Below are 16358 nucleotides of genomic sequence, written 5' to 3'. Positions count from 1 at the left end.
TTGAATCATGAGATCTTGCCGCGCGTGCGCGGCGACGTGAAAGGATGAAGAACATGGCTGAGTACAAGAACGTCGAGGAGCTCACGTACAAGGAGGCATCCACCGAGTTGGAGCTCATTATCCGTAGCCTCGAGTCGGGCGACATGGAGCTCGAGGAATCGCTCGAGAGCTACACGCGCGGCGTGGAGCTGCTCAAGAGCCTGCGCGCCCGTCTTGCCGGCGCCGAGCAGAAGGTCTCGGTGCTTCTCAAGGATATCGACGGCAACGATGAGCTCGTAGCGGGTTCCCCGGCCGACGACTCCGACGCTCTCAACCTGTAAATTCGCTACGATGTGTCAAGAGGGGACGGGTGCGTTTTGCACATCCGATGCGCCCTTGCGCTCACCGCACGCAGCTTGTCGCGTGCAGATGTGTAAAACGCGCCCGTCCCCTTTTACACATCAAGACGATTGGAGCCTTCCCATGTCCGACTGCATTTTCTGCAAGATCGCAGAGCACGAGATTCCTGCCACCGTTGTGTACGAGGATGACCTCGTCATCGCGTTCGACGATCTGAACCCCCAGGCCCCCGTCCATACGCTCGTGATCCCCAAGGCACACCACGAGAACATCATCGACGGCGTGCCTGCCGAGACGCTCGCCGCCATGACCCATGCCGTCGCCGAGGTCGCGCGTATCAAGGGTCTCGACGAGGGTTTCCGCGTCATCTCCAACAAGGGAGAGGCCGCCGGACAGACCGTCATGCATTTCCACCTGCATGTGCTGGGCGGCAAGCCGCTGGGAGAGGGCCTTATCTAAGGGATGCGGCCGTCGGCTGCGTTTCTGTGCCGTCCATAGGGACCGCGTTCACGCTATGATAGAGACATACGTGTAAAATCTGCCCGGATCGACCGGGCAACCGAACCACCAAGGAGTGTCATGAACGTTCTCGTTCTCAACGCCGGTAGCTCGAGCCTCAAATTCCAGCTGATGAACACCAAGACTCGCGAGGTCTTCACCAAGGGCAATTGCGAGCGCATCGGCCTGACCGACGGCATCTTCGGCCATGTCGAGGGTGATGGCGAGAAGGTCAAGGAGATCGTGGACTTCCCCGATCACGGCACTGCCATCCGCAAGGTCATCGAGCTCATCAACGAGCACGGCTTCGAGATGGGGGCCTTCGGCCACCGCATCGTTCAGGGTGGCTGGCACTTCGAGGACTCCGCGCTCGTCGACGATGAGGTGCTCGCCAAGATCTACGAGGTTGCCCCGCTCGCCCCGCTGCACAACTATGCCGAGGCCGGCGTCATCGAGCACTGCCGCGAGACCTACCCCGAGCTCCCGAACGTCGCCGTGTTCGACACGTCCTTCCACATGGGCATGCCGCCCGCGGCCTACACCTACGCGCTGCCGACCGAGGTGCGCGAGAAGCTGCACATCCGCAAGTACGGAGCCCACGGCACCAGCCACCGCTATGAGTGGCAGACGGCCAAGGAGCTCCTGGGCGAGACCTGCCATCGCGTGCTCTCCTGCCACCTGGGCAACGGTTCCTCGCTGTGCGCCATCGAGGATGGCGTGGTCCGCGACACCACGATGGGCCTCACCCCGCTCGACGGCCTCATGATGGGCACCCGCTGCGGCTCCATCGACCCGGCGACTGTGTGCTACCTCCAGCGCGAGGGCGGCTACACCTGCGATGAGGTCGACACCATGATGAACAAGCAGTCCGGCTTCCTCGCCATCTCCGAGAACACGAGCGATGTCCGCGATATCCGCGACGGCGCCGCCGCCGGCGATGAGAAGTGCCTGCTCGCTCTGGATATGTTCATCTACAAGGTCGTCGCCCAGGGCGCTGCCATGATCGCCAGCATGTCCGGCGTCGACACCATCACCTTCACTGGCGGTATCGGTGAGAACGACTGGGCGACCCGTCAGGCCGTGTGCGAGTGCTTCGAGTGGATGGGCGTGCGCGTCGACCGCGAGAAGAACAAGAGCATGTGCTCCGGCAAGACCGGCGTGATCTCCACCGCCGGCTCCTCCGTCACCGTCATGGTGCTCCCCACCGACGAGGAGTACATGATCGCCTGCGACGTCGAGCGTCTCGCCAAGTAGGTTCACGCCACATACCGTGTATTTGCAAGGAGCGGCTTCCAGAAGGGGGTCGCTCTTTTTTCGTTTGGGCGCTCGTCTCCGAGCTTGGCGCAAGAAAAAACCCGGGGCTCTTTGAGGGAGCCCCGGGCAGGGATTGCATATGTGGCGGTTGCGCTACTCGGCCATCTGCGCCTGGACGGCCGTGATGGCCACGACGCCCACGATGTCGTCGGCGGAGCAGCCGCGGGACAGGTCGTTCACCGGCTTGGCAATGCCCTGCAGGATCGGGCCGTAGGCCTCGGCGCCGCCGAAGCGCTGTACCAGCTTGTAGCCGATGTTGCCGGTCTCGAGGTTGGGGAAGACCAGGACGTTGGCGTGGCCGGCGACCTTGGACTCGGGGGCCTTGAGCTCTGCGACGGACGGCACGATGGCGGCGTCGAGCTGCAGGTCGCCATCGATGGCGAGCTCGGGGGCCTTCTCCTTGGCGAATGCGGTGGCCTCCTGGACCTTCTTGGCGGTGTCGCCGCCGGCGGAGCCCATGGTGGAGTAGGAGAGCATGGCGACCTTGGGCTCGACATCGCCCATGAAGGTCTTGAAGGAGTTGGCCGACGCGATGGCGATCTCGGAGAGCTCGTCGGAGGTGGGGGCGATGTTCAGGCCGCAGTCGGCGAACACGAGCGTGCCGTCGGCACCGAACTGCTCGGTCTGAGTGCACATGATCATGAAGGCGGAGACCAGCTTGGTGCCGGGGGCCGTCTTCAGGATCTGCAGGGCCGGGCGCAGGGTGTCGGCGGTGGAGTGGCAGGCGCCGGAGACCAGGCCGTCGGCGTCGCCCATCTTGACCATCATGGTGCCGAAGTAGGTGGCGTCCATGACCTGGGCGCGGGCCTGCTCGATGGTCACGCCCTTCTTAGCGCGGAGCTCGGCGAACTTGCTTGCGTACTCTTCGTGCTTCTCGGCGTTGCGGGGGTCGATGACGGTGGCGCCGGGGACGTCGATCTCGTCGGGGTTGCCCAGGATCACGAGGTTGGCAAGGTCCTCCTCGACGATCTTCTTGGCCGCTTCGATGGTGCGCGGGTCCTCGCCCTCGGGCAGGACGATGGTCTTCTTGTCGGCCTTGGCGGCGGCCTTCATGCGGCCCAGGAAATCACTCATGCAAACGCTCCTCGTCATGCGCGCCCATCATCGTCCTTGTCTGATGATGAGCTTTATTGGTGTGACAGGGGTAATTATATGCCCCGACCGTTATAATCGGTTGGATGAAAACGCGATGCGCGGCTCATGACGGCCCCGCGCGCCGCGAGAGGGAACATTTGCCGTCGCCACCTGCAAGGAGCTGTCATGCAGATCAATTCAGGTCTCCCTGAGGATTTCAACCCAAGCGCCTACGACATGATCGTCGTCGGTGCGGGCTATGCGGGTGCGGTGTGCGCCCGTCGCCTCGCCGAGACCGTCGGCTTCCGCGTCGCCGTCCTCGAGCGCCGCAACCACATTGCCGGCAACGCCTACGACTACCTGGATGAGGCCGGTGTGCTCGTTCACATGTACGGCCCGCACATCTACCACACCTTCAGCGAGCGCGTGCACACGTTCCTGTCCCGCTTCACCGAGTGGACCGATTACCAGCACAAGGTACTCGCCAACGTCCACGGCACGCTCATGCCGGTTCCCTTCAACCACAAGAGCCTGCTGCTCGCGTTCGGAGAGGAGCGCGGCGAGGAGCTGTACGCCAAGCTCGTGGAGACGTTTGGCAAGGACGTGAAGGTCCCCATCTTGCAGCTGCGCGAGAAGAACGACCCCGACCTGGCCGAGATCGCCGACTACGTGTATGAGAACGTGTTCCTCCACTATACGATGAAGCAGTGGGGCCAGACGCCCGACGAGATCGACCCCTCCGTCACTGCCCGCGTGCCGATCTTCGTCGGCGATGACGACCGCTACTTCCCGCAGGCTCCCTACCAGGGCATGCCCGCGGAGGGCTACACCGCCCTGTTCGAGAACATGCTCGATCACGATTGCATCGACGTTTTCTGCGACGTGGACGCCCGTGACATCTTCGAGCTCACCGACACCACGGTGAAGGTCTGCGGCAACGTCTACGGCGGCGAGGTGATCTACACCGGCCCGCTCGACGAGCTGTTCGACCTCGATTTGGGTGCCCTGCCGTACCGCACGCTCGACATGAAGTTCGAGACCCTCGACATGGATCAGTTCCAGCCCGTGGGCACCGTGAACTACACCGTTTCCGAGGACTTCACCCGCATCACCGAGTTCAAGAACATGACGGGCCAGGAGGTCCCCGGCAAGACGACCATCATGAAGGAGTACAGCCACGCCTACGAGCCGGGCAGCGGCCAGACCCCGTACTACGCGATTCTGGACCCCGATAACCGCAAGCTGTACGAGAGCTATCTCGAGCGCGTCTCGCACATCACGAACTTCCATCCGGTCGGTCGCCTGGCTGAGTACCGTTATTACGATATGGACGCCGTGACCGCCTCTGCCCTCAACCTTTCGGACGAAATCATCGCCTGCCATGCCTAATGTCGACTATTCCGCACTCGCCGCTTCCTATGATGTGGAGGCGGCTCGAGCCGCATTTCCCATCAAGACGCTGTCTGTGACCCCGGCGGGGGAGGGCCACAAGGTCCTCTCCTTCGGCATTCCGAGCTACAACGCCGCCAAGGACATGGACCATTGCATCTCATCGATTCTCGAGGGCTCCAAGTGCGCCTCCGATATCGAGATCATCATCGTGAACGATGGCTCCAAGGACGAGACCGGCGCCAAGGCCGACGAGTGGGAGGCCCGCTATCCGGGCATCGTCCGCGTGGTGCATCAGGAGAACGGCGGTCACGGCATGGCCGTCCGTGCCGGCCTTCGCGAGGCGCGCGGCACGTACTACAAGGTCGTCGACTCCGATGACTGGCTCGACGCGGATGCGCTCGCCACGATGCTGCAGCTCCTGCGTGGCTTTGAGGAGCGCGACCTGCGCGTGGACCTGTTCATCTCCAACTACGTGTACGAGAAGGTCCACGAGGGTACGCACACCACCATCAGCTACCGTATGGCCCTGCCGCGCAAGAAGGTCTTCACGTGGGGCGATATCGGTCGCTTCCGTCCGGATCAGAACCTGCTGATGCACTCGCTGTGCTATCGCACGGACGTCCTGCGCGCGCATGAACTGCCCATGCCGCCTCATACCTTCTACGTGGACAACATCTACGCTTACGTGCCGCTGCCCAATTGCGAGACGCTGTACTACGCCGATATCGACCTCTATCGCTACTTCATCGGCCGCGAGGGCCAGAGCGTGAACGAGGAGATCATGGTTGGCCGTCTTGACCAGCAGTTCCGCATCACGCGCATCATGATGCAGGCGTATCACCTGTATGAGGACGTTCCTCAGGAGAAACTGCGCTCTTACATGATGGGCTACTTCACCATGATGATGGCCATTTGCTCGGTGTTCACCAAGTTGTCGGATAAGCCCGGCATCGAGGATGAGCTCGCGGCTCTGTGGGCCGAGCTCAAGGCCTACGACGAGAAGATGTATCGCAAGGCGCGTCACGGCGTGATCGGCATCGGGACGAACCTTCCCGGCAAGCTGGGGGAGAAGACCACCATCGGCATGTACCACCTGGCGAGCAAGATCTTCAAGTTCAACTAGTTTCACGCCTTGCCGTGTAATTGGGGACGGGTGCAAATTACACATCGAACCTGATGTGCAATTTGCACCCGTCCCCTTTTGCACACCCGCGGCAAGAGGTCCATGCGGTGGGGTAGACTGGTGTCGTTCAACGACGAAATGAGGTTATCCCCATGACCGATAGCACTTCCGCCCGCGAGCGCCGCGTCATCGCCGTGATCGACGGCAACTCGCTCATGCACCGCGCTTTCCATGCCGTGCCGCCTACCATGAACGCGCCGGACGGCCGCCCTACCAACGCGGTGTTCGGCTTCCTCAACATGTTCCTCAAAATGGTCGACGAGTTCACGCCCGACGGCGTGGTCTGCGCCTTCGACAAGGGTCGTCCGAAGGTCCGCATGGAGATGCTGCCGCAGTATAAGGCACAGCGCCCGCCCATGGATCCCAACCTGCGCAGTCAGTTCCCCATGATCAAGGAGCTGCTCGCGAGCCTGTCCGTCCCCGTCGTGGAGCTCGAGGGCTGGGAGGGCGACGACATCCTGGGGACTCTTGCCCGCCGCGGTGAGGCCGCCGGGTGCGACATGTACCTCGTCACCGGTGACCGCGATATGTATCAGCTCGTGACCGACCACGTGCACGTGGTGTCCACCCGCAAGGGCCTGTCCGACATCGCCATCATGACGCCCGAGAGCGTCGATGACCTATACCACGGCATCACGCCCGAGCTCGTCCCCGACTTTTACGGCCTCAAGGGCGACTCTTCCGACAATATCCCCGGCGTGCCCGGCATCGGCCCCAAGAAGGCGAGCGCCCTCATCGCGCAGTACGGCAACCTCGACGAGGTCATCGCCCATGCCGACGAGGTCAAGGGCAAGATGGGCGAGAATCTGCGCGCCCACATCGACGATGCGCTCATCTCCCGCAAGATCGCGACGATCATGACGGACGCGCCCATCGAGTGCGACCTGACCGAGGTGGCGTTCCCCGCCTTCGACGCGGCTGCCGTCTCCGCCGCTTTGGGCGGAATCGGCATCATGGCCATGCAGAACCGTTTCCTCGCCCTGTTAGGCGAGGGCGCTGCAGCGGTTCCCGCCGCGGCGAGTCTCGAGATGCCCGAGATCCTGCGGGTGGCTCTCGATGCGTCATCGGCGCTCGATGAGGCCAAGCACGCTCGCGAGCACGAGGAGATGGACGCGTGTTTCGACGAGCTGTCCCGTGCGCTCGAGGCGGGCGAGTGGCTCGGTGTGTCCATGGAGGACGACAAGGAGGCCGACGCGCTTTTCGGCATGACGCGCCGCCTGTGGGTCGCCACCGAGCGCGCCCTGCTGTCGTTCGAGGAGCCCCTCGGCCCCTGTGCGATATTCACGACCGATTTCGATCTTTCCGCAGGTGTCATCCCGGGCGTTCTCAAGCTCGTCTTGACCGAGGGGCGCGTTGCTTCCTTCGATGTCAAGGCGCTGCTTCACGAGCTGTCGCCGGTCGATTCGAGTGAAGCCGAGCTGCTTGACCCCCTGGCGGTGGATTCCACTCGCCTGTTCGATACCGTGGTCGCCGCATATCTGCTCGATTCGGTGCGCTCTGACTTCACCGACGCCTACCTGGCCGAGACCTACTTGCATGCGTCCCTGCCGTCTGCGGCGGGGGAGGACGGTGCCCCTGCGGACGCCGTGAGCATCGCCGCACGTGGGGCCTGGCTCGCCCGCACCCTGCGCGAGCCACTCGCCTCGGCGCTCGAAGCCCAGGGGGCGGATGCCATCTTCACCAAGATCGAGATGCCGCTCGTACGCGTCCTCGCCTCCATGGAGCGCGCGGGCATGTACGTCGACCCTGCTCGCCTCGCCGCACAGTCCGATGAGCTCGTCGGTCAGATTCAAGCGCTCGAGGCGCGTATTCGCGAGCTCGCCGGCGGCGAGGAGTTCAACCTTTCGAGCCCCATGCAGCTCTCGCGCATCCTGTTCGACAAGCTCGGCCTGCCCACGGCTGGCCTCAAAAAGACGCAGCGCGGATACTACTCCACGAACGCCAAGGTGCTCGAGGATTTGGCGAAGGACCATGAGATCGTCCAGCTCATCCTCGAGTTCCGCGAGAAAACCAAGATCAAGTCGACGTACCTCGACACGCTGGGGCCGTTGCGCCGCCATGACGGGCGCGTGCATACCACGTACAATCAGACCATCACCGCGACGGGGCGCCTTTCGAGCTCAAGTCCCAACCTGCAGAACATCCCCACCCGCTCCGAGCTGGGCCATGCGGTCAAGCGCGCCTTCTCGGTCGAGGAGGGGTCGGTGTTCGTGGCGATCGACTACTCGCAGATCGAGCTCAGGCTGCTGGCGCACCTCTCTGGCGACGAACACCTGGTGAGCGCCTTCAACGAGGGCGAGGACTTCCACGCCGAGACGGCGGCGCGCGTTTTCGGCGTCCCCGTGGACGAGGTCACCCCACAGCTGCGCAGCCGCGCCAAGGCGGTGAACTTCGGCATCGTATACGGCCAGCAGGCATACGGCCTGTCCCAGACGCTCGATATCCCCATGGCCGAGGCGCGTGAGATGATCGACGCGTATTTCCGTGCGTACCCCGGCGTTCGCACGTATCTGGACGAAACGGTCACCTTTGCTAAGCAGACGGGCTATGCCGAGACCATGTACGGTCGCCGTCGTCCCATCCCGGAGCTGCGCATCCCTGCGCAGCGCATGTTCGGTGAGCGCACGGCGATGAACCACCCCATGCAGGGATCCGCTGCCGATATCATCAAGATCGCCATGGTGCGTGTCGCCGAGCGCCTGCGCGCCGAGGGCTTTACGGCCAAGATGATCCTGCAGGTGCACGACGAACTCGACTTCGAATGTCCGGTCGGCGAGGTCGATCGACTCATCGCCATGGTGCGCGAGGAGATGGAGGGCGTCGCCGAGCTGCGCGTGCCCCTCATCGCCGACGCGAGCACCGGCGAGACGTGGGCAGAGGCTAAGTAACTCGTCGCAGAATCGCCCCTATATGTGAAAACCGCCCTCGACGCGTACGTCGGGGGCGGTTCCATTCGAAGTGGCCGCGCTGTTATTTCGCAGCTTCGACGATGCGGTCGATGACGGTGAGCACGCCCGCCTCGTTGTTGGTCGGCGCGAGGAACTTGCCGTGCGCGTGCATGTGCTCGGCGGCGTTGCCCATCACATAGCTGTGTCCCACGATGTCCAGCATGGGGATATCGTTGTAGGTGTCTCCCAACGCGGCGACGTCGGCCAGATCGATCCCAAGGTTCTCTGCGAGATGGCGGATGCCCGAACCTTTGTTGATGCCGATGTTCATGAAGTCGAGCCATTCGTCGCCGGCGCACGTGACGTAGAGGCGGGACCCGAACTCGGGCCCGTAGACCTCGTCGAGCTGTTTTTTGCTGTCCCAGTCCGGGAAGTACATCGAGATCTTGTTCGATTCGATGTCGAGGTCCTCGAATGAGTCGACGTAGATGATGGAACGGTAATAGATCCCCACCACGTCCTCGTGCTTGCGGTCGCGCTCGAGTACGTATGCGTCGTCGAAGGCGCAAAGTACCGGGATGCCGCGGCCCGAATCGACGCACCGCGCGAGGACCTCATGATAGAGCCCCTTGTCGAGCAGGTCTCGATAGATGAGCTCGTCGCGCAGATAGACGGACGCACCGTTGTCGGCCACGATCGCCATGTTGGCATGGTGGCGGGGGAAGGATTGGCGCAGGGCGAGGGCCGGCCTGCCGCTCGCGGCGCAAAAGACGATGCCGTGCTCGGTAAGGGCATCGATGCGCTCGTCGATGCCCTCGGGCATCGATTTGTCGTCGGCCAGCAGGGTGAGGTCCATGTCGGTCGCGACGAGCTTGATGGATGACAGGTCGGTGTCTTCGAGATAGGAGGGGAGCATGGGTTCCTTTCGGGATGCCGGGCCGAGCATGCCGCCGCTGGCTCCGGGGTGCGATTCCCGCCTATTGTAGAGCGCTGAGGTCCGAAGCGCCCCTTCGATGTTTAAAAACCCGATTCACGCGCGCATCGCGCACCATACCGCGCCTCATAATCGCATACAGCAAAATGAATATTCTTTGTAACCAATGTATTTCTTGGCATACCTCCACCATGCGCTCCACTGAAGCGGAGTATTCTGCCTTGCAGCACGCGGAACTTTCACGCATTAAGTTGCAAGGGAGAGGGGGATGGGCCCCCTCTGGTTGCGTCGTGCGGAAGGGGTCTCAGGCAAAAACCGGAGGTATCATCATGACTCACGAGACTGTCTCTGTATCTGTACAACCTGTCATGCGTTCGCGCAGGGAGTTCTTGAAGCTCTCGGGCATGGCGGCATTGAGCGTGGGAGGTATGATGTTCCTCGCGGGCTGCGGACCCGCCCCCCAGGGCAGCGGCGACGCCGCCGATGGCGGTGCTTCTGCGTCCGGCACCCTGCTCGGCGATGGCAAGACCTTGCGCGTCGGCATGGAGGCCGCCTATGCTCCGTACAACTGGCAGGTCTCTGAGGAGTCCGAGTTCACCATCCCCATCGAGAACGTTCCCGGCGCTTACGCCGATGGCTACGACGTGCAGGTTGCGAAGATCATCGCCGATGGCCTTGGCATGGAGCCCGTGGCGGTCAAGCTCGAGTTCGGCTCGCTCATCGACGCGCTCAACAACGGCCAGGTCGACATAGTGTGCGCCGGTATGTCCGTCACGCCCGAACGCGCGGCTGCCGCGGCGTTTTCCGACTCGTATGTCGACGATGACATCGTCATGATCTGCAGGGCCGATTCCGCCTATGCCGGCGCCACCACGTTCGACGAGCTTGCGGATGCCTCCATCCTGGGCCAGGCCGCAACCATGTACGACGATGTTATCGCCCAAATCGAGGGCGCCAACCACATGACGCCCGCCGAGACCCAGCCCATGGTTGTTGAGAACCTGCGCAACGGCACGTGCGACATCATCACGTATTCCATGCTCTCTGCGCCCAAGCTGCTCGAGGTCTATCCCGATTTGGTCGTACTCGACATGGAGGACGCCTTCGAGGACTCGCTCATGCCCGATAACGCGGGCGTTGCCAAGGGAAACGACGCCGCGCTCGACAAGGTCAACGAAATCATCGCCTCCATCGACGACGAGGAGCGCCAGGACATGTGGTCCGCCTGCATGGATCGCCAGCCGGCCTAACGGATCGTGCCGCCTGAGCGCGGACATAATCTCTTCGGGCGTGGTTGCGCTTCGCCTCACAAAACGCCCTTCGAGAATATGTCCGAGCTCAGGCTATGTGCATGTTGCCGTGCCGCCGATTCATGCTCGGCGGCCATATCACGTCACTCAATTAAAGGAGTCGATCTATGACCACCGTATCGGCGGGCGAGGGTCCGCTTGGCCGCTTGGTCTCGTTTATTCGCAGCGATCATCGCTACGTGCTGTTGGGCACGAGCGCCATCGCCGCCGCGGGTATGGCATTGTCCGCCTCGCCCCGTCCCTCTTTGAGCTTCATGACCCATGCATATGCGCTTGAGGTCGCCGTGTACTATCTGCTCGCCGCCTGGCTCGTAATCGCCGCCATTGCCTTGGTGTTCAAGCTCACGCGGTGGAAGGCCTATGCGAACGCCTCGCCGTTCACGCGTCCCGGCGTCGTTCGCGCCCTGCGTTACGGCTCCTATGCGGTCACCGCCATGACCGCCGTCCTCGCCATCGACCGCGTGGGCTGCGGCCTCGCCTCCGCCTGGGCGGTCGCGACCACGGCAACGACGCGCCCCTCCGCCACGCTCGAGAGCATGCTCTACATGCTCTACAACGGCCGCGACATCTTTGTCGCGGGTCTCAAGACCACGGTCGCCCTCGCGGTGTTCGGCACTGTGATCGCGTTCTTCCTGGCGCTGCTCCTCGTGTTTTTGCGCATTCAGGTCATCGACCGTTCGGACAACGACTTCGTGCGCTTTTGGAAGGTCGTGGGCAGTGGATTCGCCCGCACGTACAGCACCGTGGTGCGCGGCACGCCCATGATGGTCCAGGCTATGATCATCTTCTTCGGCGTTTTCTCCCTATTCAAGATGACCGACCTTACCACTACGCAGATCAACGCGATCTGGAGCACGTTCACCGCCGGTCTCGTGACCATCGTGCTCAACTCCACGGCCTACATGATGGAGGTGCTGCGCGGCGGCATCGAGTCGGTCGATGCCGGCCAGATGGAGGCGGCCCGCTCGCTCGGTCTCTCGCAATGGGAGGCGATGCGCAAGGTCGTCTTCCCGCAGGGTGTCAAATTCGCCATCCCCGGTCTTTCCAACGAGCTCGTCATCAACATCAAGGATTCGTCGGTGCTCTCGGTCATCGGTACGTTCGACCTCATGTTCGCCACCACCACCGTGGGCGGCATCTACTATGCCAAGTTCGAGGCCGCGCTTGTGACGAGCGTGATGTACCTGTGCCTCACCATGTTCGCCTCGTGGCTGCTAGGGCGCCTCGCAAGTCGACTCGACGTCAAGTCCGTGAAGCTCGGCAGCACATCCGATCAGCCCATCAACGTCGAGGAGCGCTGAACCATGCATACGAGTGACATTATCGCGACGGCGCCCGCCGGCGAATACCTGGTGCGCATCGAAGGGTTGCGCAAGTCCTTCGGCGACCTGGAGGTCTTGCGCGACGTCAATCTGGACGTCGCCCCCGGCGAGGTCGTGACGATCATCGGCGCCTCCGGTTCGGGCAAGTCGACCTTGCTGAGGTGCATCAATCTGCTGGAGACGCCCGACGCGGGCCACGTGTGGTTCCAGGGGAGCGACCTGACCGCGGATCATGTGGATGTGAACGCCCTGCGCGAGGACATCGGCATGGTGTTCCAGGGCTTCAACCTGTTCAACAACATGGATGTGCTCGCCAACTGCACGTTGGCGCCCGTCACCCGCAAGAAGATGTCGAAGGCCGAGGCGGAGGAGGTGGCGCTTGGGCACTTGCGCTCGGTGGGACTCGAGGCCTTCGCCCATGCGGCACCCTCCACGCTCTCGGGCGGGCAGAAGCAGCGCGTCGCCATCGCGCGCGCCCTGTGCATGCGCCCGAAGATCATGTTGTTCGACGAGCCCACCAGCGCGCTCGACCCGCAGATTGTGGGCGAGGTGCTCGAGGTCATGCGCGCCCTTGCACGCGACGGCATGACGATGGTGGTCGTCACACATGAGATGGAGTTCGCGCGCACCGTATCGGATCGCGTGGTCTTCATGGACCGCGGCATCATCGCCGAGCAGGGTGCGCCTGAGCGGATATTCACCGCGCCCGAGAGCCCCCGCACTCGGGAATTCCTATCCAGATATCTCTCGGATTAGCGAGATTGTATTCATGCGGCCCTGTTTCTTATGCATATGGCAAACAGGGCCGAAATATTCGAAAAATTCGAATGTTCAGGCGAGCACTTTAGGCTACTATAGCAAACCAATGATTGGCGCTGCCGGATTTAGAGGGGACGAGCAACCGTGGCACAGCTTCTGGCTACATACGAGGGGAAGGCGATTGCCGCCATCACGCCCCGCCAGATCGCCGCCGACGCTGCCGTCCGACGCCAGCGCGCAATCTCCCGACGACGATAGATCGTTGTCTCTGTTCGCATGGAGGCCTGACCTCCACGCAGAGTCCAACCGATATCGTCAAGGGAGCATCCGCCGAGAGGCGGATTTTTCATATGCGCGCATCGCATGCGACTCGTGACGCGCGCAGACACAGGTGCGACCGCGGGCACCTCTATATCGGTTGGGCTCAACCCATTTCCACTGCATTAAGGCATCGTGAAAGGATGAGTCCATGAACAACCAGCAATCCAAGGAAAAGGTCGTGCTCGCGTACTCCGGAGGCCTGGATACCTCCGTGTGCATCAAATGGCTGCAACACGAGATGGACCTCGACGTCATCGCCATGCTGGGCAATGTGGGCCAGGAGCACGACGGCCTCGAGAAGGTCGCGGAAAAAGCGCGGATGCTCGGGTGCGTCGCCGTCGAGGTGGTCGATATGACGGAGGAGTTCGCCTCCGACTACATCACCTGCGCCATTGCCGCGAACGCCATGTATGAGAACAAGTACCCCCTGCTCTCCGCGCTTTCCCGCCCGCTGATCTCGAAGCACCTCGTCGAGACGGCCCATAAGTACGGCGCCACCTGCGTCGCCCACGGTTGCACGGGCAAGGGTAACGATCAAGTGCGCTTCGAGACATCCATCACGGCACTCGATCCGTCGCTCAAGGTCATCGCTCCCGTGCGTGAATGGGATCTTGGCATGCGTCCCGACGAGATCGCATATGCGGAGAAGCACGGCGTGCCGGTTTCCCAGAGCATCGAGAAGCCTTATTCCATCGATGATAACCTGTGGGGCCGCGCCATCGAGGCCGGTGTGCTCGAGGATCCGTGGGCGGAGCCCCCGGCGGATATCTGGACGATGACGGTCGATCCGCTCGATGCCCCCGATGTCCCGACCTACGTCGAGGTCGGGTTCGCTGCGGGAGTGCCCACGAGCCTCGACGGCGAGGAGCTGCCGCTGCCCGAGCTCATCGCCAAGCTCAATGTCATCGCCGGCTCGTGCGGGTACGGCCGCATCGACATGATCGAGAACCGCTATGTCGGGCTGAAATCCCGCGAGTGCTATGAGGTCCCCGCCGGTCTTGCGCTCATCCAGGCGCACAAGGCGCTCGAGGATCTGTGCTTGGAGCGCGACGTGCTCCATCACAAGCTCGCGCTCGAGCAGCTTTGGGCGGACCAGGTTTACAACGGACGCTGGTTCAGCCCCTTCAAGCAGGCGCTCGACGCATTTATGGCCGCTACGCAACACGACGTGACCGGCACGGTGAGACTCAAGCTCTACAAGGGCGGATGCGTGGTTGCGGGTCGCAAGAGCTCCTGCGCCCTGTACGATCCGGCGCTCGCTACCTACGAGAACGACGAGGCATTCGACCAGAAGGCGGCGAAGGGCTTCATCGATATCCAGGGGCTTTCGATCAAGACCTGGGCGATGAAGGGGGCCACGCACATGCAGGAAGGCGCGTCCGCGCCCACGTCTTTCGATGTCTTGGATGGTACGGCCGGTTCCCACACCACGAGCCGCGCGGTGAACTTCTGATGCCCGTACGGGATGCGTGAGGGAATGGACCGCGTGGGGGATGGTTTTCCGCGCGGCGGATGCGGCCGAGACGGGTTGCCGCGGAAAGGATGGATGAGGATGGCGCTTTGGGGTGGACGGTTCAAGGAGGACGTCGCTGTGGCCACGCAGGAGTTCGGCGCGTCGCTGCCGGTCGACAAACACCTGTACAAGCAGGATATCGCTGGTTCGAAGGCGCATGCACGCATGCTCGCCAAGCAGCACATCATCTCCCAGGGGGACTGCGATGCCATAGTGGGGTGCCTCGACGATATCGAGGGGGAGATCGATGCCGGGTCGTTCCCCTTCCATATCGAGGACGAGGACATCCACATGGCGATTGAGGGGGAGCTCACGCGCCGCATTGGCGAAGCGGGTAAGCGCCTGCATACCGGGCGCTCCCGCAACGACCAGGTCGCCACCGACACACGGCTTGCCGCGAAGGCGCTCGCCCACGACCTCATGCAGGCGAATTTGCATATGCGCGAGGCCCTGATCGGGGCCGCATGCGACAACGAGGGCGTGGTCTTGCCGGGCATGACGCATCTCCAGCACGCGCAGCCCGTTCTCCTCTCGCACCATCTGCTCGCGTACTACTGGATGTTCGAGCGCGATTTCCATCGGCTGACCGCGGCCTTCGAAGCAGCCGATGCATCCCCGCTGGGGGCGGCGGCGCTCGCCGGGACCACGTATCCGATCGATCGCGTCGCAGCCTCGTACGAGATGGGGTTCGCTCGCGTCATCTGCAATTCGCTCGATGCGGTCTCTGATCGAGATTTCATTTTGGACCTGCATTTCGCATGCTCGACCATGGCCATGCACCTCTCCCGCCTCGCCGAGGAGATCGTGCTGTGGAGCAGTTCGGAGTTCGGCTATATCACCCTTTCCGACGCATATTCCACGGGCTCCTCGATCATGCCCCAAAAGAAGAATCCCGATTTCGCGGAGCTCATCAGGGGAAAGACGGGTCGCGTCTACGGCAATCTCCTGCAGCTGCTGGTGACGTGCAAGGGGTTGCCGCTGGCATACAACAAGGACTTGCAAGAGGACAAGGGCGGTATGCTCGATTCCGCCCGCACGCTCTCCCAGAGCCTCGCCGTCATGGCGGGGATGATCTCCACTTGCACGTTCAACGCCGATGTCATGCGCGCGGCCTGCGAGGTCGGGCATCTCGCGGCGACGGATGTCGCCGACTACCTCGCCAAGAAGGGCATGCCGTTCCGCGAGGCGCATGAGGTTGTCGGGCGCCTGGTGCTTGTATGCGAGGAGCGCGGATGTCGGCTCGACGACCTGCCCCTTGCCGTATTCCAGGAAGCGAGCCCCCTGTTCGGCCCCGATATCGCCTCGTCTCTCGATATCGACGCCATCGTCGGTGCGCGCTCGACGATGGGCGGCACGTCTCCCTCTGCCGTGAGGGAGCAGATGCGCCTGGTTCGAGCAACGCTCGTCGCGGATGAAGCGCATCTCGAGGGGATTTCGTCTCTCGTCCCCATGGGGGAGGGCGCCTAATCGGACGGCTCGATGATGGTGGTTTCGTGGGCGAGCGGTGTATG

At 62.8% G+C, this 16358-nt stretch carries 13 protein-coding genes; 11 read left to right on the top strand and 2 right to left on the bottom strand.

Going from position 1 to position 16358, the window contains the following annotated elements; translation table 11 throughout:
- Positions 1–53: 53 nt before the first annotated feature.
- The 3 genes from xseB (at position 54) to AOBCEHNH_RS04885 (ending at position 2091) form a co-directional block, all read left to right on the top strand.
- Positions 54–320, top strand: coding sequence for an exodeoxyribonuclease VII small subunit (gene xseB, locus AOBCEHNH_RS04895; RefSeq protein ID WP_039910177.1), 267 nt, complete (start codon positions 54–56; stop codon positions 318–320).
- Between the two features lie 142 nt (positions 321–462).
- Complete coding sequence (locus tag AOBCEHNH_RS04890; protein ID WP_152063364.1) at positions 463–798, top strand: HIT family protein; 336 nt, start codon at positions 463–465, stop codon at positions 796–798.
- Positions 799–918: 120 nt separating this feature from the next.
- Positions 919–2091: an acetate/propionate family kinase gene (locus AOBCEHNH_RS04885; RefSeq protein WP_152063363.1), complete on the top strand. Its 1173-nt coding sequence runs from the start codon at positions 919–921 to the stop codon at positions 2089–2091.
- 153 nt (positions 2092–2244) lie between these two features.
- Here the strand turns inward: AOBCEHNH_RS04885 and pta are convergent, their stop codons facing one another.
- Positions 2245–3225 carry a phosphate acetyltransferase gene (pta, locus tag AOBCEHNH_RS04880; RefSeq protein ID WP_152063362.1) on the bottom strand — a complete coding sequence of 327 codons (981 nt, stop codon included), beginning with the start codon at positions 3223–3225 and terminating at the stop codon, positions 2245–2247.
- 186 nt (positions 3226–3411) lie between these two features.
- Here pta and glf point away from each other — a divergent pair, with 186 nt between their 5' ends.
- From glf to polA, 3 genes are all read left to right on the top strand, one after another.
- Entirely contained in the window at positions 3412–4614 is a 1203-nt protein-coding gene (glf, locus tag AOBCEHNH_RS04875; RefSeq protein ID WP_118103710.1) for a UDP-galactopyranose mutase, read from the top strand.
- Positions 4607–5740 carry a glycosyltransferase family 2 protein gene (locus AOBCEHNH_RS04870; RefSeq protein ID WP_152063361.1) on the top strand — a complete coding sequence of 378 codons (1134 nt, stop codon included), beginning with the start codon at positions 4607–4609 and terminating at the stop codon, positions 5738–5740. The genes glf and AOBCEHNH_RS04870 overlap by 8 nt, the downstream gene beginning before the upstream one ends.
- Before the next feature lie 152 nt (positions 5741–5892).
- Complete coding sequence (gene polA / locus AOBCEHNH_RS04865; protein ID WP_152063360.1) at positions 5893–8688, top strand: DNA polymerase I; 2796 nt, start codon at positions 5893–5895, stop codon at positions 8686–8688.
- An 82-nt stretch (positions 8689–8770) separates the two neighbouring features.
- On the opposite strand, the gene AOBCEHNH_RS04860 is transcribed toward polA, so the two are convergent.
- On the bottom strand, positions 8771–9604 hold the full coding sequence (locus AOBCEHNH_RS04860) for an HAD family hydrolase (RefSeq protein ID WP_152063359.1): 834 nt from the start codon (positions 9602–9604) through the stop codon (positions 8771–8773).
- A gap of 347 nt (positions 9605–9951) precedes the next feature.
- Between AOBCEHNH_RS04860 and AOBCEHNH_RS04855 the strand changes: the two genes are divergently transcribed.
- The 5 genes from AOBCEHNH_RS04855 (at position 9952) to argH (ending at position 16314) form a co-directional block, all read left to right on the top strand.
- Entirely contained in the window at positions 9952–10872 is a 921-nt protein-coding gene (locus AOBCEHNH_RS04855; protein ID WP_226803268.1) for a transporter substrate-binding domain-containing protein, read from the top strand.
- A gap of 167 nt (positions 10873–11039) precedes the next feature.
- A complete protein-coding gene (locus AOBCEHNH_RS04850; RefSeq protein ID WP_006722270.1) occupies positions 11040–12233 on the top strand; it encodes an amino acid ABC transporter permease in 1194 nt (397 codons plus the stop codon).
- Between the two features lie 3 nt (positions 12234–12236).
- Positions 12237–13010 carry an amino acid ABC transporter ATP-binding protein gene (locus AOBCEHNH_RS04845; RefSeq protein WP_306437540.1) on the top strand — a complete coding sequence of 258 codons (774 nt, stop codon included), beginning with the start codon at positions 12237–12239 and terminating at the stop codon, positions 13008–13010.
- 472 nt (positions 13011–13482) lie between these two features.
- Positions 13483–14787 carry an argininosuccinate synthase gene (locus AOBCEHNH_RS04840; protein ID WP_152063358.1) on the top strand — a complete coding sequence of 435 codons (1305 nt, stop codon included), beginning with the start codon at positions 13483–13485 and terminating at the stop codon, positions 14785–14787.
- Positions 14788–14886: 99 nt separating this feature from the next.
- Positions 14887–16314 (top strand): argininosuccinate lyase, encoded by a 1428-nt coding sequence (gene argH, locus AOBCEHNH_RS04835; RefSeq protein WP_152063357.1) that lies wholly within the window; start codon positions 14887–14889, stop codon positions 16312–16314.
- The last annotated feature ends 44 nt before the right edge of the window (positions 16315–16358 follow it).

It is taken from the genome of Collinsella intestinalis (assembly GCF_902501455.1).
Classification (GTDB): domain Bacteria; phylum Actinomycetota; class Coriobacteriia; order Coriobacteriales; family Coriobacteriaceae; genus Collinsella; species Collinsella intestinalis.
The sequence above is the reverse complement of the archived record's forward strand: the minus strand, read 5'-3'. Positions and strand labels throughout refer to the sequence as shown.